The 21677-nt window shown below is 69.9% G+C and carries 19 protein-coding genes; 14 read left to right on the top strand and 5 right to left on the bottom strand.

Annotated features, from left to right (window positions below):
• The 5 genes from DFR50_RS15115 to DFR50_RS15095 all read left to right on the top strand — a co-directional run bounded on the left by DFR50_RS15115 (window position 1) and on the right by DFR50_RS15095 (window position 4939).
• Window positions 1-1194: a geranylgeranyl diphosphate reductase gene (locus DFR50_RS15115; RefSeq protein ID WP_113890115.1), complete on the top strand. Its 1194-nt coding sequence runs from the start codon at window positions 1-3 to the stop codon at window positions 1192-1194.
• Window positions 1191-1706, top strand: a complete 516-nt coding sequence (locus tag DFR50_RS15110) for a TspO/MBR family protein (RefSeq protein WP_113890114.1) — start codon at window positions 1191-1193, stop codon at window positions 1704-1706. The genes DFR50_RS15115 and DFR50_RS15110 overlap by 4 nt, the downstream gene beginning before the upstream one ends.
• A gap of 5 nt (window positions 1707-1711) precedes the next feature.
• Entirely contained in the window at window positions 1712-2047 is a 336-nt protein-coding gene (locus DFR50_RS15105) for a hypothetical protein (protein WP_113890113.1), read from the top strand.
• Window positions 2040-3986 (top strand): 1-deoxy-D-xylulose-5-phosphate synthase, encoded by a 1947-nt coding sequence (gene dxs, locus DFR50_RS15100; protein ID WP_245427807.1) that lies wholly within the window; start codon window positions 2040-2042, stop codon window positions 3984-3986. The genes DFR50_RS15105 and dxs overlap by 8 nt, the downstream gene beginning before the upstream one ends.
• 89 nt (window positions 3987-4075) lie before the next feature.
• Window positions 4076-4939, top strand: a complete 864-nt coding sequence (locus DFR50_RS15095) for a cobalamin B12-binding domain-containing protein (protein WP_113890111.1) — start codon at window positions 4076-4078, stop codon at window positions 4937-4939.
• Window positions 4940-5255: 316 nt separating this feature from the next.
• Here DFR50_RS15095 and DFR50_RS15090 read toward each other — a convergent pair whose 3' ends face one another.
• From DFR50_RS15090 to bchJ, 4 genes are all read right to left on the bottom strand, one after another.
• Window positions 5256-7424, bottom strand: a complete 2169-nt coding sequence (locus tag DFR50_RS15090; RefSeq protein WP_245427805.1) for a GAF domain-containing protein — start codon at window positions 7422-7424, stop codon at window positions 5256-5258.
• Window positions 7425-7452: 28 nt separating this feature from the next.
• The gene (ppsR, locus tag DFR50_RS15085; RefSeq protein WP_170153228.1) at window positions 7453-8775 is read right to left on the bottom strand and encodes a transcriptional regulator PpsR; all 1323 of its coding nucleotides are present in this window, start codon (window positions 8773-8775) and stop codon (window positions 7453-7455) included.
• A gap of 157 nt (window positions 8776-8932) precedes the next feature.
• The gene (gene idi, locus DFR50_RS15080; RefSeq protein WP_113890108.1) at window positions 8933-9472 is read right to left on the bottom strand and encodes an isopentenyl-diphosphate Delta-isomerase; all 540 of its coding nucleotides are present in this window, start codon (window positions 9470-9472) and stop codon (window positions 8933-8935) included.
• Window positions 9469-10134: a bacteriochlorophyll 4-vinyl reductase gene (bchJ, locus tag DFR50_RS15075; protein ID WP_210208910.1), complete on the bottom strand. Its 666-nt coding sequence runs from the start codon at window positions 10132-10134 to the stop codon at window positions 9469-9471. Before bchJ ends, idi begins: the two co-directional genes overlap by 4 nt.
• Window positions 10135-10462: 328 nt before the next feature.
• On the opposite strand from bchJ, the gene DFR50_RS15070 reads away from it, so the two are divergent.
• Together DFR50_RS15070 and DFR50_RS15065 are read left to right on the top strand one after the other, a co-directional pair.
• Window positions 10463-11497, top strand: a complete 1035-nt coding sequence (locus DFR50_RS15070) for a class 1 fructose-bisphosphatase (protein ID WP_245427803.1) — start codon at window positions 10463-10465, stop codon at window positions 11495-11497.
• A complete protein-coding gene (locus DFR50_RS15065) occupies window positions 11478-11699 on the top strand; it encodes a hypothetical protein (RefSeq protein ID WP_113890106.1) in 222 nt (73 codons plus the stop codon). The genes DFR50_RS15070 and DFR50_RS15065 overlap by 20 nt, the downstream gene beginning before the upstream one ends.
• Here DFR50_RS15065 and DFR50_RS15060 read toward each other — a convergent pair.
• Complete coding sequence (locus DFR50_RS15060; protein ID WP_113890105.1) at window positions 11662-12267, bottom strand: SOUL family heme-binding protein; 606 nt, start codon at window positions 12265-12267, stop codon at window positions 11662-11664. The genes DFR50_RS15065 and DFR50_RS15060 overlap by 38 nt on opposite strands.
• A 247-nt stretch (window positions 12268-12514) precedes the next feature.
• On the opposite strand from DFR50_RS15060, the gene bchI reads away from it, so the two are divergent.
• The 7 genes from bchI to DFR50_RS15025 all read left to right on the top strand — a co-directional run bounded on the left by bchI (window position 12515) and on the right by DFR50_RS15025 (window position 19923).
• Window positions 12515-13534 (top strand): magnesium chelatase ATPase subunit I, encoded by a 1020-nt coding sequence (bchI, locus tag DFR50_RS15055; RefSeq protein WP_113890104.1) that lies wholly within the window; start codon window positions 12515-12517, stop codon window positions 13532-13534.
• Window positions 13531-15303 (top strand): magnesium chelatase subunit D, encoded by a 1773-nt coding sequence (locus DFR50_RS15050; protein WP_113890103.1) that lies wholly within the window; start codon window positions 13531-13533, stop codon window positions 15301-15303. The genes bchI and DFR50_RS15050 overlap by 4 nt, the downstream gene beginning before the upstream one ends.
• Window positions 15304-15307: 4 nt before the next feature.
• Window positions 15308-16249 (top strand): alpha/beta fold hydrolase BchO, encoded by a 942-nt coding sequence (gene bchO, locus DFR50_RS15045; protein ID WP_113890102.1) that lies wholly within the window; start codon window positions 15308-15310, stop codon window positions 16247-16249.
• A 33-nt stretch (window positions 16250-16282) separates the two neighbouring features.
• Window positions 16283-17812, top strand: coding sequence for a phytoene desaturase (locus DFR50_RS15040; protein ID WP_113890101.1), 1530 nt, complete (start codon window positions 16283-16285; stop codon window positions 17810-17812).
• Complete coding sequence (locus tag DFR50_RS15035) at window positions 17793-18836, top strand: phytoene/squalene synthase family protein (RefSeq protein ID WP_113890100.1); 1044 nt, start codon at window positions 17793-17795, stop codon at window positions 18834-18836. Before DFR50_RS15040 ends, DFR50_RS15035 begins: the two co-directional genes overlap by 20 nt.
• A 4-nt stretch (window positions 18837-18840) precedes the next feature.
• Window positions 18841-19320, top strand: coding sequence for a DUF1902 domain-containing protein (locus DFR50_RS32990; RefSeq protein WP_245427801.1), 480 nt, complete (start codon window positions 18841-18843; stop codon window positions 19318-19320).
• Between the two features lie 99 nt (window positions 19321-19419).
• Window positions 19420-19923, top strand: a complete 504-nt coding sequence (locus tag DFR50_RS15025; RefSeq protein ID WP_113890099.1) for an endonuclease domain-containing protein — start codon at window positions 19420-19422, stop codon at window positions 19921-19923.
• The last annotated feature ends 1754 nt before the right edge of the window (window positions 19924-21677 follow it).

Raw genomic sequence — 21677 nt, 5'->3', positions numbered from 1 at the left:
ATGGCAAACGATGAGATCTTCGACGTGATCGTGGTTGGCGGCGGGCCCTCCGGCGCGACGGCGGCCACCGACCTGGCGACGCGCGGACTGAAGGTGGCGCTGCTCGACCGGGCGGGGCGCATCAAACCCTGCGGCGGCGCGATCCCGCCCCGCCTCATCCGCGATTTCGACATCCCCGCCCACCTGCTCAAGGCGCGCGTGTCCCTCGCCACGATGGTGTCGCCGAAGGGCGTCAGCGTCGACATGCCGATCGACGGCGGATTCGTCGGCATGGTGGACCGGGAAGAGTTCGACGAATGGCTGCGCGATCGCGCCGAGCGCTCGGGGGCGAAGCGTTTCACCGGCCGGTTCGAGACGCTTTCCCGAGGCGCGGACGGCCTGCCGGTCGTCCATTTCGCCGCCAAGGACGCGGCCGGCGCGGCCGGGACGCTGAAGGGCAGGATCGTCATCGGCGCCGACGGCGCCAATTCGGCGGTCGCGCGCGACGAGGTCCGCAATTCCAAGCGCGGCAAATTCGTGTTCGCCTATCACGAGATCGTCGAGGCGCCGGTCGACGCGGCCACCGGCGCCCCGGACAACCGCTGCGAGATCTACTACCGCGGAACGCTCTCGCCGGACTTCTACGCCTGGATCTTCCCGCACGGCTCCACGATGAGCGTCGGCTCCGGCACCGCGCACAAGGGCTTCTCGCTGAAGGGGTCAGTGCAGGCGCTGCGCGCCGAAACCGGGCTCGACGCCCTGCGCACGATCCGCAGCGAAGGCGCTCCGATTCCGCTCAAGCCCCTGCCCCGCTGGGACAACGGCCGCGACGTGGTGCTCGCCGGCGACGCCGCCGGGGTCGTGGCGCCGGCCTCGGGCGAAGGCATCTACTACGCCATGCTCGGCGGCCGTCTCGCGGCGGAAGCGGCCGAGCAGGCGATCGCCACCGGCGACGCCCGCGCGCTCAGGCTCGCGCGCAAGCGGTTCATGAAGGAACACGGCCGGGTGTTCTGGATTCTCGGACTCATGCAGCGATTCTGGTACGTCAACGACAAGCGTCGGGAGCGGTTCGTCAGCATGTGCCGCGACAAGGATGTGCAGCGCCTGACGTGGGAATCCTACATGAACAAGAAGCTGGTGCGCCGCGACCCGCTGGCGCACGTCAAGGTCTTCTTCAAAGACCTCGCCCACCTCTTCAGGCTCGTCCCGCCATGATCCAAACCCTTGCCGAACGCTGGCCCGTCATTGCGGTCGTGATTGCCTGTGTGGCGGTCCTCGCCTTCGCCGGCGCCGCCGCGACCAACGTCGGTCCCTGGTACAAGGCCCTGAAGTTCCCGCGCCTGAAGCCCCCGGACTGGGCGTTCGGGCCCGGCTGGACCACGATCTACGTGTTCATCGCCGCGAGCGCGGTGATCGGCTGGGGCGCCGCCGACGCCGAAGACCGGACGACCATGATCTGGCTGTTCGCCATCAACGGCGTGCTGAACGTCCTGTGGAGCCCGCTCTTCTTCACGCTGCAACGCCCCGACTGGGCGCTGATCGAGTGGGTTCCGTTCTGGCTGTCGATCGTGCCGCTGGTGATCCTGATGTTCTGGATCACGCCGCTCGCCGGCTGGCTGATCCTGCCCTATCTGCTCTGGGTGACCTACGCGGGCTGGCTCAACTGGCGCGTCGTCGTGTTGAACCGGCCTTTCGGATCCGACGCCGCCGCGACGCCGCGAAAGTAGCCGCGATGGGCGGATATCCGGACGCCGGTCTCCTGATCGACGCGATCGTCGCGCTGGTGGCGCTCGAGGCGATCGGGCTCGTGGCGGCGCGGCGGCTGTTCGGCCGCGGCCCGTCGAGCGCCTCCTCGATCGCCAACTGCGCGGCCGGCGCCGCCCTGCTGATGGCGCTGCGGGCCGCGATCGGCGACGCGCCGTTCGCCGTCGTCGCGCTCTGGCTGCTGGCCGCGCTCCTCGCCAATGTCGTCGACGTCGCGCTGCGCTGGCGCGGTCCCGATTCCTGCGCCGCCGCTCGCCCCCTTTCTTCGTCTTCCGCTCTGTCTCCGGAGAGGTCTCGTGTCTGACAACCGTACGCCGCTTCTCGATAAGATCGCCTCGACCGAGGACTTGCGCCGCCTGGACAAGTCCGATCTGCCGTCTCTGGCGGAGGAGGTGCGTCACGAGATGATCAACGCCGTCTCCGTCACCGGAGGCCATCTCGGCGCCGGGCTCGGCGTGGTCGAACTGACCGTCGCGCTGCACTACGTCTTCGACACGCCGCGCGACCGGCTGATCTGGGACGTCGGCCATCAGGCCTATCCGCACAAGATCCTCACCGGCCGGCGCGACCGGATCCGCACCCTTCGTCAGAAGGGCGGCCTGTCCGGGTTCACCAAGCGCGAGGAGAGCGAGTACGATCCCTTCGGCGCCGGGCATTCGTCGACCTCCATTTCCGCGGCGCTCGGCATGGCGGTGGCGCGCGACTACACCGAGAAGGCGCACAACGTGATCGCAGTGATCGGCGACGGCGCAATGTCGGCGGGCATGGCCTACGAGGCCATGAACAACGCCGGGGCGATGGATTCGCGCCTGATCGTGGTGCTGAACGACAACGACATGTCGATCGCGCCGCCGGTCGGCGCGCTCTCCGCGTATCTGTCGCGGCTCCTCTCGGGCAAGACCTACCGCGGCTTGCGGGAGAGCGGCAAGCAGATCGCCCGCAAGATGCCGCGGGCGATCTTCGAGCACGCGCGGCGCGCGGAAGAGATGGCGCGCGGCTTCTTCACCGGCGGCACGCTGTTCGAGCAGCTCGGGTTCTATTACGTCGGTCCGATCGACGGCCACAATCTCAGCCACCTGCTGCCGGTGCTCGAGAACGTCAAGGCCTCCGAACTGGGCCCGATTCTCGTGCATGTCGTCACCCGCAAGGGCAAGGGCTACGGCCCTGCGGAAGCCGCCCCCGACAAGCTCCACGGCGTCAACGCCTTCGATATTGTGAGCGGAACGCAGTTCAAGCCCAAGGCGACCGCGCCCGCCTACACCAAAGTGTTCGGGGAAACCCTCGTCCGCGAAGCGCGCGACGACAACCGGATCGTCGCGGTCACGGCGGCCATGCCGGCGGGGACCGGCCTCGACATTTTCGCCAGGAGCTTCCCGGAGCGGACCTTCGACGTCGGCATCGCCGAACAGCATGCGGTGACGTTTTCGGCGGGCCTCGCAGCGGAAGGCCTCAAGCCGTTCTGCGCGATCTATTCGAGTTTCCTGCAGCGCGCCTACGACCAGATCATGCACGACGTGGTGCTGCAGAAGCTCCCGGTCCGGTTCGCGATCGATCGCGCCGGACTGGTCGGCGCCGACGGACCGACGCATGCGGGCGCCTACGACCTCGCCTATCTCGGCTGCCTGCCCAAGATCGTTCTCATGGCGCCGGCGGACGAAGCCGAACTGACGCACATGATCGCGACCGCGGTCGCCTTCGACGAAGGCCCGATCGCGTTCCGATACCCGCGCGGCGAAGGGGTCGGCGTGGCGCTGCCGGAACGCGGCGCGCCGCTCGACATCGGCCGCGGCCGGATCGTGCGCGAGGGCGGCCGCGTCGCGCTGCTGTCGCTGGGCACGCGGCTGGCGGAATGCCTCAAGGCGGCGGACGACCTGACGAGTCGCGGCCTGTCGACGACGGTCGCCGACGCGCGCTTCGCCAAGCCGATCGACACGGCGCTGATCGACCGCCTCGCGAACGAGCACGAGCTCCTTCTCACCGTCGAGGAGGGCGCGCAGGGCGGCTTCGGGTCGAAGGTGCTCGGCCACCTCGCCGAGACGGGAGCGCTCGACCGCGGCCTGCGCGTTCGCGCCATGACGCTGCCCGACCGGTTCCTCGACCACGACAAGCCGGAGGCGCAATACGAAACGGCCGGGTTGAACGCTCGCGCCATCGTCGCGAAAGTGCTTGAGATTCTTCCGCGAATGTCGGAGGGCCGCAGCCGGGGCGGGTTGGGCGTGGTGCGTCAAATTGTCTTGACATAGAGGTTGCCCGTCAACCCGCCTTTACAAACCTCCCCCGTTCGCCTTCAATAATAGCAACGAAGCCTCAAACGGCTCGAGGAAGGGTTGTCATGACGGCTGGCGGAGGGATATTCCAGGACCTGTCGGACGTGTGTTTTGCGCCGTTCGCCCGGACGGCGCCGGCGCATTCCCGTCCAGTTTCGCGGGCGCGCGACGCGAAGCCGGCGCTGAAGGACATTGTCGAAACGGACATCGGTCCGAGGCTGTTTCAGTTCCATCACGAGTCCATTGCGGTCGCGCCGCCGGAGAGCCGGCCCGCCCGCGAGGACATCGAGCGCCTCGCGCGTCTCGTGATCGGGAACGACGAGGCGGCGACGGCGGCTCACTTCGAGAAAGTGTGCGCCCAACACCACGCTTACGCAACCCTGCTCGCCTATTTCGTGGCCCCGGCGGCCAGGCTCCTGGGCGAATTCTGGGAGCAGGACATCTGCGATTTCTTCGAGGTGACGGTCGGGGTGGGTCGCCTGCAGGCGTTCATGGACCGATTGGCGACGCCTGAACCCCTGTCGGCCGCGGACGCGCGACGAAAGGTTCTGCTGGTCTCCCTTCCCGGCGAAACGCATCTTCTCGGCATTCGCATCGTCGCCAAGGTGTTGGAGGCGGCCGGCTGGGACGTCACCGTGGAAGAGCAGGCGCCGGCGGAGCACAACGCCAGAACCGCAGCCAGGGAATGGTTCGGGGTCGTCGGCGTCACGGTCAGCGCCGAAGCGCGGGTCGAGCTGGCGGCGAGAACCGTCGCGACCATTCGCAGCGCGTCCCTCAATCGCCACGTCGCCTTCATGGCCGGCGGGCGCGCCCTGGTCGAGCAGCCCGAACTCGCGCTGCGCATCGGCGCGGAGGCGGCCGGCTTCGACGCCCCGACAGCGCCGTTCCTCGCCTCGCATCTCCTGATGCGTCAGACCGCTATGATGTGACGGGCGGCGCGCCGGCGCGCCGTCCCTCTGAAACCGGGCGGATGTCGGAGCGTCGCTGGCGACGCGGCCGCCGCTCTGGGGCATGCCGCCATTCCTTCCCGGCGGAGCTCTGCGCGACGGGCGGCGTCTCCGCCCCACCGGGGCCGCGCTCGCGCGCGCCCGCATTGGGGAAGGCGGCGGCGGGCGGTCTTCGGAGCGTGTGCGCGCCGAAGGCGGCTGGCCGCGCATCGCGCCGGGGAAAGCGCCGGGAAGCCTTCCATCTCGCCGACGCAAGCCCGCCAGCGCCCGTGACAGGCGGCTTGCGTCGGCGCTCGCTTCACTCGCTCGAGTTCAACTTGAGATTCGATTGAACGATCTGTTCGAGGACCTCGACCGTCCGCGTCACCGAGACGCCCACGGAATCGAGCAGGCCGGGCACCTCGGAGACCTCGGTGCCCTCGGTGATTTCCAGCGCCGCCAGTTGCGCGTTCTCGATCACCGACGACATCAGGCGCTGGACCGCGACGTCCTGCCCGGCCGCCACCGTCAGGAACTGCCGCTGGTTGCGCAGGATGTCCTCCTGGAAGTGCCGGCGAGCGGAATGCGCGGCCTTGCTGTCCGAGAGATCGGCGAACAGGATCACGAACCCGGACACGCGTTCCCCGGCGACGAACACCGGATCGGCGCGCACGAGCACCGGAATCGAGCCGCCCTGCGGCCTGACGATCGTCGCCTCGCCTCGCCACGGCCGGTTCTCCTCGACCAGCGCGGCCAGTCGCAGCCTCGCGTGCTCCGGGTCATCGAGAAAACGCGGCAGATCGTCGATCCGGCGCAGGACGCCGCGCTCGACGCCGAGCCACGCGGCGAAACTGGCGTTGCTTTCGATGACGCGCCCGGCGGCGTCGGCGACGAGAACCTGCTGGTCCGAGTGGCGAACCTTGCGCGACACCTGGTCGAGCTGATCCTGCGCGATGAGGATCCGGACCGCGCGAAACTGCACCACGACGTCGCTGATGCTGGTCCGGATCAGGCCCGCCGCCCGGATGTCGCCGGCCGTCCAGGCGTCGGAGGTGCCCTTCACGATCTGGTGCCATTGCGCGAACGAGCGGCGCGGAGACAGCTCGGACGGGTCGTCCCCGTCCGAAACCGGCTTCGAGGGATCGCCGCCCCAGGTGACGGTGCGCACCCGCTCGGGCCGGAACCAGATCAGGATATCGTCGCTCTGGTTCGAGATGGCGACCGCCAGCAGCCCGCTCGCGATCGGGGAGAGCGCGGCGAACTCCGGCTCCAGCATGCCGAAGCTGGCCGTCGCGAACACGCCCTGCACGAGCTGCGGCCGCAACCAGCGCGCGATCTCGCGGATGGCTTCGGTCGACGGCACCTCGCCGGTCGTCTGGATCTCGCCCTCGAACAGGAGCGCCGCGCCGGTCGCGCCCAGCGGCAGCAGCAACGGCCGGCTCTGGTCGAAGAGCGCGCCTCTCCAGTCGCCGTCACGCGCGATCCACTCCGTCATGCGCTGCTCGAGACGGCGGGCGGCGAGTTCGCCCCGCCCGCGCATGAAGCTCTCCAGCGCCGCGATCCGCGTTCCGATCACCTCGGCCAGCAGTTCGCAGACCGATCGCATCTCGAGATTCAGACTGCGCGAAGAGTAGTGGTGACAGGAGATCAGACCCCACAGCTTGCCGCTGACCATCAGCGAGACGACCAGGGTCGCGGCGACGCCCATGTTCCGGAGATACTGAATGTGGATCGGGGAGACGCTGCGCAGGAAGCACAGCGACATGTCGAGATCCGCGCCCGTCGCCGGCGACAGCCGCGGAACGATCGGCGACGGCCGGTAATCGACGTCCGCCAGCAGCCGCACGCGATTGCGCTCGTACAGCTTGCGCGCGATCTGCGGAATGTCCGACGCCGGATAGCGGTTGCCGAGGAACGCTTCGAGGTCCGGCTTGCGGGTCTCGGCGAAGACCTCTCCGTGTCCCTCCTCGTCGAAACGGTAGATCATCACCCGGTCGTAGCCGGTGATCCTGCGAAAGATGTGCGCCGCTTCGTCGCACAGCGACTGGAGGCTCGCGGCCGAAACGAGTTCGGGAACGAGTTGCTGGAGATCGAGGGGCGAGGGCGCGGTTTCGCCGCTCCGTTCGAATTCGATCACGAGTTCGCCGCTCGGGGCGCGATGGATGAGGGCGGTGCAGGACAGCTTCTTCGGTCCGACCGTGCAGGCGACCGCGACCGGAATGCTCCTGGCGCTGATCGGCGGACCGTCGAGGATGCGGTCGGCGAGCGCGCCGCCGAGCGCCCGCGCCGACAGCCCGCGCAACTTTCGGCCGAAGCCGAGAAAGCTCGCGGCGTTCTCGCTCTCCTGCACGATGACGTGGTCCGGCGCGCGAAGGACGATCAGGGCGCCGTAGGGCTGGATCGATCCCGCCAGATGGATCTGCTCCCGCTCGCAATTCGAGAGGTTGGCGGAACCGAAGGCCGGCGATTCGTGTCGGTCGACAGTCAAGAGCATTCTCCGGCGGCGAAGGACTGCCCTAATGTTGATCCAGCCCGTACTTCTTCAGCTTCGTGTACAGGCTCTGCCGGCTGATTCCGAGACTTCTCGCAGCGGCCGTGCGATTTCCCGCGCATTGCGCGAGCGCGTCGACCAGGCGCTGGCGCTCCACCGCCTCGACCGAGGACCGGACCGCGGTCTCGAGCGACGTTGCGAACCCCGCCGGCCCGGGCGCCAGGCTGACGAACTCGCCCTCGCGGCCCTTCGGGCGCGACATTGCGTCGCGCACGATCAAACCGAAGAAGCGCGGACGATCGATGCGGTCGCCGACCGCGGAGATTTCCACCTCCGAGCGCAGGCCGAGATCGCTCTCCAGCGTGGTCCGCAAGGATCGCACGACGCCATGCTGCGCGACGAGGTTCAGGATCATCCGCAATCCGGTTCCCGGCCTGTTGAACCAATTCCCGGCGTTCTTTCCGATGACCGCGCTCTCCACGCCCGCCTGAACCATGTCGAGGAACGTCAGGTTGGCGAACCGAACGACGCCGTCGCGATCGAGTATGGCGAAACCCTCCGGCAGGCGCCAGACGAAGGTCTCCAGCGAAAACGACGCCGACCTCGTGTCCGCGGCGTGGCTGGCCACGCCCTCTTCGTCGAGCGGCGCCATCTGGAACAGGTAGAAGGTCCCGGCCTCGCTGGTCAGCATGGAGGCGCGCAAACTCAACTTGCCGCTGTCGAGGAGATGAAGAACGATGCTCGGCGCCCGCCCGTTCATTCTCGCCGTCGCCAGCAGGCCATGGAGCGCCTTGCGGTCGCCGTCGGCCAGATCGGGCAGGAACACCGCCCCGGGAAACAGCCCCAGCGACTTCGAAGCTGCGGCGTTGGCCTCCACCACCCTCAGAGTGTCGACGCGCACCAGCGCGACCGCTTCCGAGGAGGCGTCGAGCAGGGCGCGGTACCGGGTCTCGATTTCGCGCAGTTTCCAATAGTCGTGCTCGCGATCCCTCTGGACCGACGCCAGTCTCGCCTTGAGGTCGGACACGTCCTGGACGTTCTTGCCGATCGCGACGAAGCCGGCCCGGTCGCCCAGCTTGACGGTGGTATACTCGAGCAACAACTCCCTGCCGCTCGGCAACCGCTGGTTCAGGGTGAAGCAGGAGGATTCCCCTTCGCGCCGGGCCGATTCGACGGCCCTCGCCACCTGCGCCGCCGCCTCGGGCGGAACGGTGTCCGTCCACAGCATGCCCCGCCACTGATCGAGTTGTTCGTCGGCGAGCGCTTCCGCGGAGACAGCCGTCCGGATGACGCCTTCCCCATCCACTGCGAGGGTGATGTCAGGGGGAAACTGCGCGGGCTCGCTCATCAGGGTCCATTCGGGCTGCCCCCGCCTGAACGCGTGCGGGCCGACCCTGGAACAAACGCCTCTTCTGCGCCGTTTCGTGCCGCGCCTGCGCGCCATTTGCCGGGAACGCGCCCGATCGTTAACGCAACTGTCATACGAAAGTCCAGCTTTTCTTGGCTCAAGCGGCCGAAAGCGGCGCTGTGAACAGCTTGCGGCCGAAATGCGTCATGTAATACCGGAACCAATACGTGTACGCGTCCGGTTTCGCCGCAATATCGTCGATCAGGTCCTCGTAGCTCCGCCACGCGACGTCCGCCACCTCCCGCGGGTCGGGACTGGCCTCGCCGTCGTAGTCGCCGACGAAGAGATGAACGATCTCGTCCTCGACGAGGCCGCCGCCGACCTCGGCGCGATAATGGATTCTCGCGACGAATCGCAAGGGGCAGGCGATTCCCAGTTCCTCCCTGAGCCGGCGCCGCGCGCTCTGGTCGGTGCGCTCGCCCGGGCGCGGATGGGTGCAGCAGGCATTTGTCCACAGGCCGCCGGAGTGATATTTTTCCGGCGCGCGGCGCTGCAACAGCATCCGGCCCCCGCTGTCGACGATGCAGACCGAGATCGCCCGGTGGCGCGCGCCGTCGAGATGGGCGGCGAGCTTCGGCGCGAGGCCGATCTGGCGATCGCCTTCGTCGACCAGGATCACTGTGTCGTCGGACTTCATTTGCCGATTCCACTCAACGCGAAGCGGCAACACGGGTCTCCCCGCGCGCAGCAGTGGGTTTCGACCACACGCGTGTTCCGGGACACCAGGGCGTCGAAAAGGCGCCGGAACACCGCGGCATGCCAGACGCAGACCGGATCGGCCGACGATTCCCCGGCGCAGAACGGGTTCATCGCAATCTCGAACGCCAGGCCGTCGCCGCGGTCGCACCGGAACCGACCCGACCCGACGAAGGTCCAGGCGTGAGTCGCGATGGCGCGGGCGAGCAGGCGCGAGGACAGCCACGACGGCAGCGGCTTCAGGACCGCGCGGGCCGCAGCGGGAATCCGGTTCGCCAGAATGTAGTCGCCGGTGCGCGAACCGGCCTCGGTCAGGATCGCCTTGCCCGGCTCGGCATCGAGGCCAGCGCGGGTCGCGCGATGCAGCGCCGCCACCGGCCGCTCGTCGACCATCCGATCGGGCGGCCTCGCCTCCCATTCGGGAACGCCCGCCGCCGCCAGAATGCGCCGGAGGGTCTCCGGGTCGGTCCGGGCCCGTAGCACGCCGATCAGCTGGATCGCCGCGTTCGGCCCGACGACGGCCGTCGCCGCGTGCGCTCGCCCCGTCGCGCGGCTGTCGGATGGGGAAGGCGCGAGCGACATCGTCAGCCGTCGGCTTCTCACGCAAAGGCGTCGTTGTCCGCCTGCTTGACGAGATCGAGCGTAAAGATCCGATGACACGGAAGTCAAGCGACCTTCTGTCGCGGGCGAGGCGCGCAGCCGCCTTCGTCCGCGCCCCGTGCGACCCTTCGTCACAGCACGACGGCTCTGCGACCGCCCCGTCGCGGGTCGCGCGCCGCCAGGCCAGCGAACGGGCCGGCGATCCGCCGGGCATTCAGACCCTCTGAAGACCACCCGAAAAATAAATCAGTTTCTCTTGCGGCGCACAACCCCGTATGGCGCTCGCGCGCAACGCCGATCGGTCGGCGTCGGGCGACGCCAGGAGGCGCTCGTGAACGATTTGCCCGCAGCCGGCGACGACCTGACCGCGTTCCTGGACCGGAACGCGAGCCCGGACGTGGCGCGCGCGCTCGCGGCCCTGGCGGCGGCCTCGATCGTGGCGGCGCGGCGCATCCGCCGCGGCGCGTTCGACGGCGGGCTGCACGGCGACGCCGGGTCCTGCGGGGACAGTGTCGCCGCAAAGGCGCTCGACGCCTTCGCCCACGAGGCGTTCGTCGCGGGATTGCGCGGCGCCGGCGTTCGCGGCGTCGTGTCCGAGGAACGCCAGGAGCCGGTCGCCGTCGACGCCGACGGGACGCTGCTGGTCGCGCTCGACCCGCTCGACGGCTCGTCCAACATCGACGCCAACGTCACGGTCGGAACCGTCTTTTCCGTGCTGGACGCGCCGCCGGGACCGTTCGACGCGGCGCATTTCCTTCAGCCCGGGACGGCCCAGCGCGCGGCCGGGATCGTCGTCTACGGCCTCCACGTCGCCTTCGCCTTCACGGTCGGCCGCGGCGTTGCGGTCGCGGCGCTCGATCCGGAAACCGAGACCTGGCGGATCGTCGCGTCCCGCCTGGCCATCCCGGCGGAATCGAGCGAATTCGCCATCAATTGCGCCAATACCCGGCACTGGCCGGACCCGGTCCAGGCCTATGTCGCGGATCTCCTCGAAGGCGAGGACGGTCCGCGCGGAGAGGATTTCACCCTGCGCTGGGTCGGCGCGATGGTCGCCGAGGCCTACCGGATCCTGATCCGTGGCGGCGTCTATCTCTACCCGGCCGACGCTCGCGAGGGTTACGAGCGGGGGCGCCTCGGTCTGCTCACCCAGGCGAACCCCGTCGCCTTTCTGGTCGAGCAGGCCGGCGGCGCGGCGATCGACGGCTACCAGAGGCTCCTCGACGTCGAGCCGCGATCGATCCATGTCCGGACGCCGCTCGTGTTCGGCGCGCGCGAAAAGGTCGAGCGCATCGCGCGCTACTACCGCGAAGAAGCCTTTGCGCTGAGAGCGCCCCTGTTCGGCAAGCGTGGCCTGCTGCGCCGATAGCACGGGAGGGGCCGGCTGGCGGACGCTCGCGGTCGACGGCCACGACCCGGCGGCGCTCGCGCAAGCCAAGGACAGCGACCGGCCGACGCTGATCGCCTGCCGCACCGTGATCGGCTTCGGCGCGCCCTTGAAGCAGGGGACGGAGGCGACCCACGGCGCGCCCCTCACCGGATCGGGATCAGGATCTCGTTGCGGCGCATGAACCACGGCGTCCACGGCGGGTCGTAGAAGGCGAGCAGCGGCGCGCCGGTCGGCTCGAGATTGCGGGCCTTGAGGATCGCCTGCAGGTCGCGCGTCCTGGCCGCGACCGTGTCGTCGCCCGCGAGCCCGGAATAGCGCAGCGCCGCGTAGCGGGTCGCCGGCGTCTCGTGCATCCGGATGTCCGGATCGTCCGCCTTCGGCAGCCGGTCGAGCGTCAGGCCCTGCGGCATCACGAACCGGATCGTCCACGCCTCGCGCGCCCGGCCCTTGTCGTCGGCGCCGCCGGCGCTGGCCTCGATCACCGGCGCCGTCATTGCGATCTTCCGCTTCTCGGCGTTGCCGCCGAAAATGTAGCCTGCGAGCTTGCGAAAACCCGCGTTGCCCGCCTCGTTGCGCGGGGCGCGCACCGTCACCTCGGCGATCGTCAGCGCCGGATAGTCGCGAATCTGGAAATCGCCGTCGCTGAGCACGACTGTATAGGGCGGCTCATCGGCGGCCTTGACCGAGGCGCCGACGGCGGCTGCGCCGATCGCGAGGGCGGCGATGGCGATCGAGGCAAAACGTCGCATGGAATGTCCTTCCGGTTCGATCCGCGCACTTCGTTTGCGTCGGGAATGCTACGCGCGAGCCCGCCTCCTGGATCCGCCGCCGGATCATCATTTTTGCCCCGTATGACAAGATGCGTTGACAGGGCGACGACAGCGGGTTCCATAGCGCCGACACTCAACGCGGATGTTTCGGGCGCCGGCGCCGAGGACTTGCCGGCGCGAAGGCCGGACGCGGGCCGCCGACGCGCCGCATGCCTTTGGACCCGTTATGCGACAGCCTTACCCGTTTTCTGCGATCGTCGGCCAGGACGAGATGAAGCTGGCCTTCTTGATCGCCGCCGTCGACCCGAGCATCGGTGGAATTCTGGCGTTCGGCGACCGGGGAACCGGCAAATCGACCGCGGTGCGCGCGCTGGCGGCGCTCTTGCCCAAGATCAAGGCGGTCGAGGGTTGCCCCTACAATTGCGAGCCGTCGTCGACGGCGGGGCTCTGCCGGGCCTGCGGCGACGAGGGCGGCAAGAAGCCGAAAGCGACCCTGAAGCCCGCACCGGTGGTCGACCTGCCGCTCGGGGCGACGGAGGACCGCGTGGTCGGCGCGCTCAACCTCGAGCGCGCGCTGGCGCACGGAGAGAAGAGCTTCCAGCCGGGCCTGCTCGCCCAGGCCAACCGCGGATTCCTCTACATCGACGAGTGCAACCTGCTCGAGGACCATCTGGTCGACCTCCTGCTCGACGTCGCGGCCTCCGGCATCAACGTGGTCGAGCGCGAGGGCCTGAGCGTGCGTCACCCGGCCCGCTTCGTGTTGATCGGCAGCGGCAACCCGGAAGAAGGCGAACTGAGGCCGCAGCTGCTCGACCGGTTCGGCCTCGCGGTCGAGGTGCGCACGCCGCAGGACGTGCCGAGCCGGATCGAGGTGGTCAAGCGCCGCGACGCCTACGATCGCGATCCCGACGCCTTCCTCGAGCAATGGGCGCCGGCGGAAAAGAAGCTGTGCGCCCGCATCGTCGCCGCGCGCGCCCATCTCGCCTCGGTCGCGACGCCCGACGCGATCGTCGAGAGCGCGACCCGCCTCTGTCTCAAGCTCGGCTCGGACGGGCTGCGCGGCGAGCTGACGCTGATCCGCGCCGCCCGCGCGCTGGCCAGCCTCGACAAGAAGCACGAGATCCACGAGCAGCAGCTCAAGCGCATCGCGCCGATGGCGCTGAGCCACCGCCTGCGCCGCAACCCGCTCGACGAGACCGGGTCGAGCGCCCGGGTCCAGCGCGCCGTCGAGGAGGTGCTGGGATGAACCCCGGCGGCGGTCCGGAGCTCTCCCCCTGGGAGCGCGCGGTTCTCGCGGCGGAGGCCTTCGCGCTCGCGCCGGTCGGCTGCGGCATCGTGGTGCGCGGCCGCCCCGGCCCGGTGCGCGACGCCTGGCTCCGGCGCCTCGCCGCCGCCCTGCCCCGCGCAGCGCCGTTCCGCCGCATTCCCGCCTCCATCGCCGACGACCGGCTGATCGGCGGGCTCGACATCCCCGCGACCCTCAAGGCCGGCCGGCCGGTGGCGGAAAAGGGCCTGATCGCCGAGACCGACGGCGGCGTGCTCGTCATCGCCATGGCCGAGCGCCTGCCGGCCGGCGTCGCGGCGCGGATCGCGGCCGCGCTCGACGAGGGCGAGATCGCTCTCGAACGCGACGGGATGTCGATGACCTCGCCCGCCCGCGTCGGCTATGTCGCGCTCGACGAGGGCGCCGACGACGAGGAGGCGCCGCCGCCGATCCTGATCGAGCGCAGCGCCTATTTCGTCGACCTCGACGCCATCGCGATCCGGGACGCCGACGACGGGGCGGACGATCAGGACCCCGGGGCGCGCACGGAAGCGCGCGCCCGCTTCGACGCCATGCCCGAGGACGAGGCGGCGATGAAGGCGCTGGTCGGCGTCGCAGCCTCGCTCGGGATCGCGTCGCTGCGCGCGCCGATCTATGCGCTGCGCTGCGCGCGCGCGCTCGCCGCGCTCGAAGGCGAGGACGCGATCGGCCGGCGCCACATTTCGCTCGCCGCCGCCCTTTGCCTCGCCCACCGCGCCACCCGCCTGCCCGGCGCGGACGATGAGGACGACGAGCCCCCGCCAGACAATCCGGAAGACGATCCGCCGCCCCCCGAGGAGCAGGAAATCCAGCAGCTCGAGGACGTCGTGCTCGACGCCGCCGAGGCCGCCATCCCGCTCGAACTGCTGGCGCGCCTCAAGGCCGGCGCCGGCGCGCGGGCGCGCGCCGCGGTCCAGGGCAAGGCCGGCGACAGCCAGATCTCGACCCGGCGCGGCCGCCCGATCGGAACCCGGCCCGGCCATCCGCGCGAGGGGCGGATCGCGCTGGTGGCGACGCTGCGCGCCGCCGCCCCCTGGCAGCCGCTGCGCCGGCGCGAGGCGGGCCCCGGCGACGCGCGGCGCATCCACGTCTCGCCCGACGATTTGCGCATCGTCCTGCATCACGAGAAGCGCGGCGCGACCACGATCTTCGTCGTCGACGCCTCCGGCTCGCTGGCGATGCATCGGCTGGCCGAGGTCAAGGGAGCGATCGAGCTCCTGCTCGCCGACTGTTACGTGCGGCGCGATTCGGTGGCGCTGGTCGCGTTCCGCGGCAAGGACGCGGAGGTCGTCCTGCCGCCGACCCGGTCGACGGCGCGGGCGCGGCGCCGGCTCGCGGGGCTGCCGGGCGGGGGCGGCACGCCGCTCGCGCGCGGGCTCGACGTCGCGGCCCTGCTTGCGACCCAGGTCCGCCGCACCGGCCAGACGCCGTTCATCGTGCTGATGACCGACGGAAACGCCAATGTCGGCCGCGACGGCGAGGGCGGAAGGCCGAAGGCGTTCGAGGACGCGCTCGACGCGAGCCGGAAGCTGTTCGCCGCCCGGGTGGCGGCGCTCGCGATCGACACCTCGCCGCCGTCGCGGCTGCGCGATTCGGCCCAGACCCTCAAGATCGCCGAGGCGATGGGCGCGGACTACATCAAGCTGCCGATCGCCGATTCGGCGCGGGTCAACGCGGCGGTGCGCCTGTCCGCGCAGCGCCTCCAGGGATAGGGCCATGCTCTTCGGGCCGGAGCCGCTCGATTTCGACCGCGACGGCCGCGACTGGCCGAACCGGCAGGCGAGCGCCTTCGTCGAGACCCGGGGCTACCGCTGGCACGTGCAGCGCATGGGCGAGGGGCCGCAACTGCTCTTGATCCACGGCACCGGCGCCGCGACCCACTCGTTCGCAGGCCTCATGCCGCTCCTCGCCCAGCGCTTCGACGTGGTCGCGCCCGACCTGCCCGGCCACGGCTTCACCCGCTCGACCCGCTCGCCGGACCTGTCGCTGCCGGGCATCGCGCGCGCGCTCGCGGCGCTCGTGAAGACGCTCGAATTCCGCCCGCAGGTGGTCGTCGGCCACTCGGCCGGCGCGGCGATCCTCGTTCGCCTCTGCCTCGACGGGGCGATCGACCCGGCGCTGCTCGTCAGCCTCAACGGCGCCTTCCTGCCGTTCGGCGGCGCGGCCGCCTTCCTGTTTCCCACGATCGCCAAGCTCCTGTTCCTCAATCCGTTCGCGCCGCGGGTGTTTTCCTGGGCCGCCGACCGCAAGGGGGTCGAGGACCTGTTGCGCGGCACCGGATCGGCGATCGACCGCCACGGAATCGACCTCTACGCCCGCCTGTTCGGCAACGCCGCCCATGTCGCGGGCGCGATCGGCATGATGGCGAACTGGGACCTGAGCCGCATGAGCCGGGACCTGGCGCGGCTCGGAACGCGGACCCTGTTCGTCGTCGCCGAGAACGACAAGGCGGTGTCGCCCGCCGACGCCCCGCCGCTGGCGCGCGCCATGCCCGACGCCGAGGTCGCGACCATCCGGCACGCCGGCCACCTCGCGCACGAGGAGAAGCCCGAGGAAGTCTGCGAGCTGATCCTCGCCGAGGCCGTCCGCTGCGGCGTGATCGCGGCGCCGAAGCCTGCGACGCAACGTCGCCGCAAGCCGAGGCGAGAGACCCCTTGATCGCGCCGGGTTGACGCCATAGGCTGTCAAGTCATGTTGACAGACACCGAACCTCCGCGGGCGAAGACCGGGGCCGAGACAGGGCCCCGCGCCGTGGTCATCGGCAGCGGATTCGGCGGCCTCGCCGCGGCGATCCGGCTGATCGCCCGCGGCTATCGCGTCACGGTGCTGGAGAAGCTCGGCGCTCCCGGCGGCCGCGCCGCCGCCTTCACCCAGGACGGCTTCACCTTCGATCCCGGCCCGACGATCGTCACCGCGCCGTTCCTGTTCGAGGAGCTGTGGGCGCTGGTCGGCCGGCGGATGCAGGACGACATCGACCTGAGAAGCGTGTCGCCGTTCTACGACATCGTCTTCCCCGACGGCTCGGTGTTCCGCGAATGCGAGGACCCCGCCGCCATGCGCGCCGAGGTGGCGAAGTTCCGCGCCGGCGACGTCGCCGGGTTCGACGCCTTCGTCAAGCGCAGCGAGGAGATCTACCGCATCGGCTTCGAGGGCCTCGCCGACGTTCCGTTCAATTCGATCCTCGACATGGCGCGGGTCGCCCCCGACCTGCTGCGGCTCGAAGGCTACCGAAGCGTCTACGCCGTCATCTCGAAATACTTCCGGGACGAGCGGCTGCGCACGGCGTTCAGCTTCCATCCGCTGCTGATCGGCGGCAACCCGTTCAAGTCGAGTTCGATCTACTGCATGATCACGTCGCTCATGGAGCGGATGGGCGTGCACTACGCCATGGGCGGCATGGGCGCGCTGGTTCGCGGCCTCGCCGACCTGATCGACGGCGCGGGCGGCGAGATCCGCTGCAACGCCGAGGTCGAGCAGATTCTGGTCGAAAACGGCGCCGCGACCGGGGTGCGGCTCGCCTCGGGCGAGACGATCGCCGCCCGCATCGTCGTCTCCAACGCCGATTCGGCCTGGACCTACAAGAAGCTGGTGCCGGCCGCCGCGCGCCACAAATGGACCGACCGCAAGCTCGACCGCCAGCGCTATTCGATGGGCCTGTTCGTCTGGTACTTCGGCGTCGACCGGCGCTACGAGTCGCTCCCGCTTCACACCATCCTGCTCGGGCCGCGCTATCGCCCGCTCGTCAACGACATCTTCGCGCGCAAGATCCTCGCCGAGGACTTCAGCCTCTACCTGTACCGGCCGACTGCCGTCGACCCCTCGCTGGCGCCGGACGGCTGCGACACGTTCTACGCCCTCTCCCCCGTGCCCAACCTGCTCGGCGGGCAGGACTGGCGGGCCGAGGCCGAGCCCTATCGCAAGCGGATCGAGCAGGCGCTCGAGGCGAGCGTGATGCCCGGCCTGGCGAGCGCGATCGTCACCTCGCGCATGGCGACGCCGCTCGATTTCCAGACCCGTCTCAATGCGCTGCACGGCGCGGGCTTCGGGCTCGAGGCGATCCTCACCCAGAGCGCATGGTTCCGCCCGCACAACCGAAGCGAAGACGTGCGCAATCTCTATCTGGTCGGCGCCGGCACCCATCCGGGGGCCGGGCTGCCGGGCGTTCTGTCCTCGGCGAAGATACTCGACAAGGTCGTTCCGCATGCCTCAGTTTTCGTTTGATCTGGCGAGCCGGAGCGACCATCGCGCCTGCCGCGACGCGATCCGTCAGGGCTCGAAGTCGTTCTACGCCGCCTCGCGCCTGTTGCCCGCCGACGTCCGCCAGCGCGCCTTCGCGCTCTACGCCTTCTGCCGGCTGTCCGACGACGCGGTCGACCTCAGCGGCGGCTCCAAGGACGCCGTCGTCCGCCTGCGCGAGCGGCTCGCCCGCGCCGCCCAGGGCCGCCCCCTGCCCTTCGCCGCCGACCGCGCGATGGCCGATCTCTTCCGCCGCACCCGGATGCCGACCGCGCTGCCCGAGGCGCTGCTCGAGGGTCTGGCCTGGGACGCCGAGGGCCGGACGTACGAGACGCTGGACGAACTGTTCGACTACGCCGCCCGGGTCGCGGGCGCGGTCGGGGTGATGATGACGGTGCTGATGGGCGTGCGTTCGACGGAAGCGCTGGCGCGCGCCAACGACCTCGGCGTCGCGATGCAACTGACCAACATCGCCCGCGACGTCGGCGAGGACGCCCGCATGGGCCGCATCTACCTGCCGCGGCAATGGTTGCGCGAGGCCGGCGTCGACGCCGCCGCGTGGCTCGCCGACCCGCGCCCCGATCCCAGGGTTCTCGCGCTGACCGCGCGGCTGCTCGACGAGGCGCGTGGGCTCTACGATCGGGCGCGCAGCGGCGTCGCGCTCCTGCCGGCGAACTGCCGGCCGGCGATCCTGGCCGCGGCGCTGATCTACGCCGAGATCGGGGCCGAGGTCGCGCGCAACGGCTTCGATTCGGTGAGCGCGCGGGCGCGGGTCTCGGGCCGGCGCAAGCTCGAACTGCTCGGCCGCGCGACTCTCGACTCGCGCCGCCTCGCCCCCGGCCCCGCCGTGCCGGCCGCCCCCTGCGGCGACTTCCTGCTCGACGCCGTCGCCAACGGCCGCCCGGCGCCGAAGCCGCCGTCCCGGGCGGTGCTCGACTGGCGCGACCAGTTCATCGGCACATTGCAGACCTTCGAGCGTCTCCACCGCGCCGACCGCCTTCAGGCCTGACGCGATGGACCCGAGCATCGCTTTCGTCCTGATGCTGTTCCCCTTCGCCGTCCTGCTGGCGTTCGGCGTCTGGCAGCTCGCGTCCGTGTCGAGGGCGAAGAAGCGCCGGCTCGAGCGGGAGCGCTCGGCGCGCGCGATCGGGCTGAGAGCCGACGAAGGCGTGCCGGATCGCGCCGACCTGACCGGGCGCGTCATGGGCGCTGCGGCGTTTCAGCCGGCTCGAACGCGGCGCCGCCAGGGCGTCGGATCGGAGATGGCCAAACCGATCGTTTTCACCGTTGCGGCGAGCTGGGATTCCGAGACCGAGGTCTGGAGCGGCAGCAGCGCCGACATTCCGGCGGCCGCCGACGATCCGACGCTCGATGGATTGATGCGGAAGATTTCGCTGATGGCCCTCGACCTCGCGCCCGACAAGCGTCCGGGCGTCGATCCCGATGCGATTTTCATACAGATCAACGCTCTGCGCCAGGCGCAGGCGGCGTGAGCGGCGCTGGCTTGCTCTTCCTTCCCCAGCTCTTGCTGGGGAAGGTGGCGCGAGGCGCCGGATGGGGTGCGGGCCGCTGCATCGACCGAGGCGCCTGGCATGAACGGCGCAGCGAACGTCCAAACGGCCGGCGCGCTGCTTTCCACACCCCATCCGGCCTTCTGCCGCCTTCCCCGCTTCGCGGAGAAGGGGTGGGCGCGCTTTGCGCAACCAGCCGGCTCATGCGACATTTGCAATATGGAAGAACCGCCGCGTTTTCGTCAGTCCTCACGCAAGTTCGCCCGGACGCAGCGTCAGACCATGACGAAGGCGGAGACCATGCTTTGGCGGGCATTGCGCAATCATCAGGTCGACGGATTCGGCTTTCGCAGGCAGACGCCGATCGGACCCTATTTCGCGGATTTCGTCTGCCTCGCACGAAAGCTCATCGTCGAAGCGGATGGCCGCACACACGAAACGGCGGACGCAAAAGTCAGGGATGACGAAAGGGACGCCTGGCTGCGGCGAACGGGGTTTCGTGTCCTGCGATTTTCCGACGACATCGTCATCGGAGGACTGCCGATCGTCGTCGAGCGCATCCGAGAGGCCTTGCGCGAGCCTTGAGGCCCGACGCGCGGGTTTCCGCCTCGTTCATGGCGCGCGCGCCCCCTTCTCCGCGAAGCGGGGAAGGTGTCGCCGAAGGCGACGGATGGGGTGTGGGCCGCCGCCTCGACGCTGGGCGGATTGCACATCCGGCGCCGCGACCTTTCGACGGGAAGCGCGCTGCTTTCCGCACCCCATCCGGCCTTCGGCCACCTTCCCCGCTTCGCGGAGAAGGGGGGCGCAGAGCGTCCGGCGCCTCGCTCATCGTGAGCGCGCGCCCCTTCCCCGGCTCGGCCGGGGAAGGTGGCCCGAAGGGCCGGATGGGGTGCGGAAAGCAGGACGCCGACGGCGGCGGGTAAACGGCGGCGGTCGTGCAACCAGCGTCGCTTCGGCGGACCGCCCATCCGGCCCTTCGGCCACCTTCCCCGCTTCGCGGAGAAGGGGAGCGCAGAGTGCGCCTCGCTCGTCCGTGAGCGCGCGCCCCTTCCCCGGCTCGGCCGGGGAAGGTGGCCCGAAGGGCCGGATGGGGTGCGGAAAGCAGGACGCCGACGGCGGCGGGTAAACGGCGACGGTCGTGCAACCAGCGTCGCGTCGGCGGACCGCCCATCCGGCCTTCGGCCGCCTTGGCCGCTTCGCGGAGAAGGGGCGAGCGCGCTTCGCGCGACCTGGTGGAAGAGGGTTTGTCTCAGTTCGTTTGAGGCCACGAGCTTGCGCTTCGCCTCGATCACCGCGCGCTTCATGGCGCGCGCCCCCCCTTCTCCGCGAAGTGGGGAAGGTGTCGTCGGAGGCGACGCTGGGCGGATTGCACATCCGACGCCGCGACCCTTCACCCAGAGGCGTGCTGCTTTCCACACCCCATCCGGCCTTCGGCCACCTTCCCCGCTTCGCGGAGAAGGGGGGTGCAGAGCGTCCGGCGCCTCGCTCATCGTGAGCGCGCGCCCCTTCCCCGGCTCGGCCGGGGAAGGTGGCCCGAAGGGCCGGATGGGGTGCGGAAAGCAGGACGCCGACGGCGGCGGGTAAACGGCGGCGGTCGTGCAACCAGCGTCGCGCCGGCGGACCGCCCACCCGGCCCTTCGGCCGCCTTCCCCGCTTCGCGGAGAAGGGGCGAGCGCGCTTTGCGCGACCTGGTGGAGGAGGGATTGTCTCCGTTCGTTTACGGCCACGAGCTTGCGCTTCGCCTCGATCACCGCGCGCTTCATGGTGCGCGCCCTCCTTCTCCGCGAAGCGGGGAAGCCGAAGGCGACGGATGGGCGGATTGCGCATCCGGCGCCGCGACCTTTCGACGAGAAGCGCGCTGCTTTCCACACCCCATCCGGCCTTCGGCCACCTTCCCCGCTTCGCGGAGAAGGGAGCGGGACACCTGCCGCCATGGCTGAAATCGGCAGGAACGGCATTTCATTTCCATTTTTCAGAATTCATGGTAACCTTGTCGAAAGATCGATCGAAGCCCACGCATGACTTCCTCGTCACCGCCAGCCCCGCCCCTGCGAGGCGCAACCGTCGAAGAGCCCGGGGGCCGAAGCCATCGCCCCGCGCATGGATGGCTTCGCCTTGCGCTTTCCACGACGGCGCTCCGCCAGCCCCGGGCTTGGGTGGGTCGCCCGTAACTCCCAAGCCGCCTTTTACGCGGCGAAGGCTTGGACGATCTGAGCTGGGGTGGCGGTTAGGATCTGGAGGATGTTGCAGCCGTGCTTTCTCGCGGTCGAGACGACGGATCTGAGGCTGGCGAAGATTTGAGCGCCGGCGAGGGTTCGGAACGAGCCCGAGATTTTCAT

The organism is Roseiarcus fermentans (assembly GCF_003315135.1).
GTDB lineage: Bacteria > Pseudomonadota > Alphaproteobacteria > Rhizobiales > Beijerinckiaceae > Roseiarcus > Roseiarcus fermentans.
Note: the sequence above shows the minus strand (reverse complement) of the source record. Positions and strands in the feature narration are given on the sequence as shown.

Coding starts and splice junctions, on each gene's coding strand:
- DFR50_RS15115 (WP_113890115.1), top strand. CDS start 1: ATGGCAAACGATGAGATCTTCGACGTGATCGTGGTTGGCGGCGGGCCC.
- DFR50_RS15110 (WP_113890114.1), top strand. CDS start 1,191: ATGATCCAAACCCTTGCCGAACGCTGGCCCGTCATTGCGGTCGTGATT.
- DFR50_RS15105 (WP_113890113.1), top strand. CDS start 1,712: ATGGGCGGATATCCGGACGCCGGTCTCCTGATCGACGCGATCGTCGCG.
- DFR50_RS15095 (WP_113890111.1), top strand. CDS start 4,076: ATGACGGCTGGCGGAGGGATATTCCAGGACCTGTCGGACGTGTGTTTT.
- ppsR (WP_170153228.1), bottom strand. CDS start 8,775: ATGAGCGAGCCCGCGCAGTTTCCCCCTGACATCACCCTCGCAGTGGAT.
- idi (WP_113890108.1), bottom strand. CDS start 9,472: ATGAAGTCCGACGACACAGTGATCCTGGTCGACGAAGGCGATCGCCAG.
- DFR50_RS15060 (WP_113890105.1), bottom strand. CDS start 12,267: ATGCGACGTTTTGCCTCGATCGCCATCGCCGCCCTCGCGATCGGCGCA.
- bchI (WP_113890104.1), top strand. CDS start 12,515: ATGCGACAGCCTTACCCGTTTTCTGCGATCGTCGGCCAGGACGAGATG.
- DFR50_RS15050 (WP_113890103.1), top strand. CDS start 13,531: ATGAACCCCGGCGGCGGTCCGGAGCTCTCCCCCTGGGAGCGCGCGGTT.
- bchO (WP_113890102.1), top strand. CDS start 15,308: ATGCTCTTCGGGCCGGAGCCGCTCGATTTCGACCGCGACGGCCGCGAC.
- DFR50_RS15040 (WP_113890101.1), top strand. CDS start 16,283: ATGTTGACAGACACCGAACCTCCGCGGGCGAAGACCGGGGCCGAGACA.
- DFR50_RS15035 (WP_113890100.1), top strand. CDS start 17,793: ATGCCTCAGTTTTCGTTTGATCTGGCGAGCCGGAGCGACCATCGCGCC.
- DFR50_RS32990 (WP_245427801.1), top strand. CDS start 18,841: ATGGACCCGAGCATCGCTTTCGTCCTGATGCTGTTCCCCTTCGCCGTC.
- DFR50_RS15025 (WP_113890099.1), top strand. CDS start 19,420: ATGAACGGCGCAGCGAACGTCCAAACGGCCGGCGCGCTGCTTTCCACA.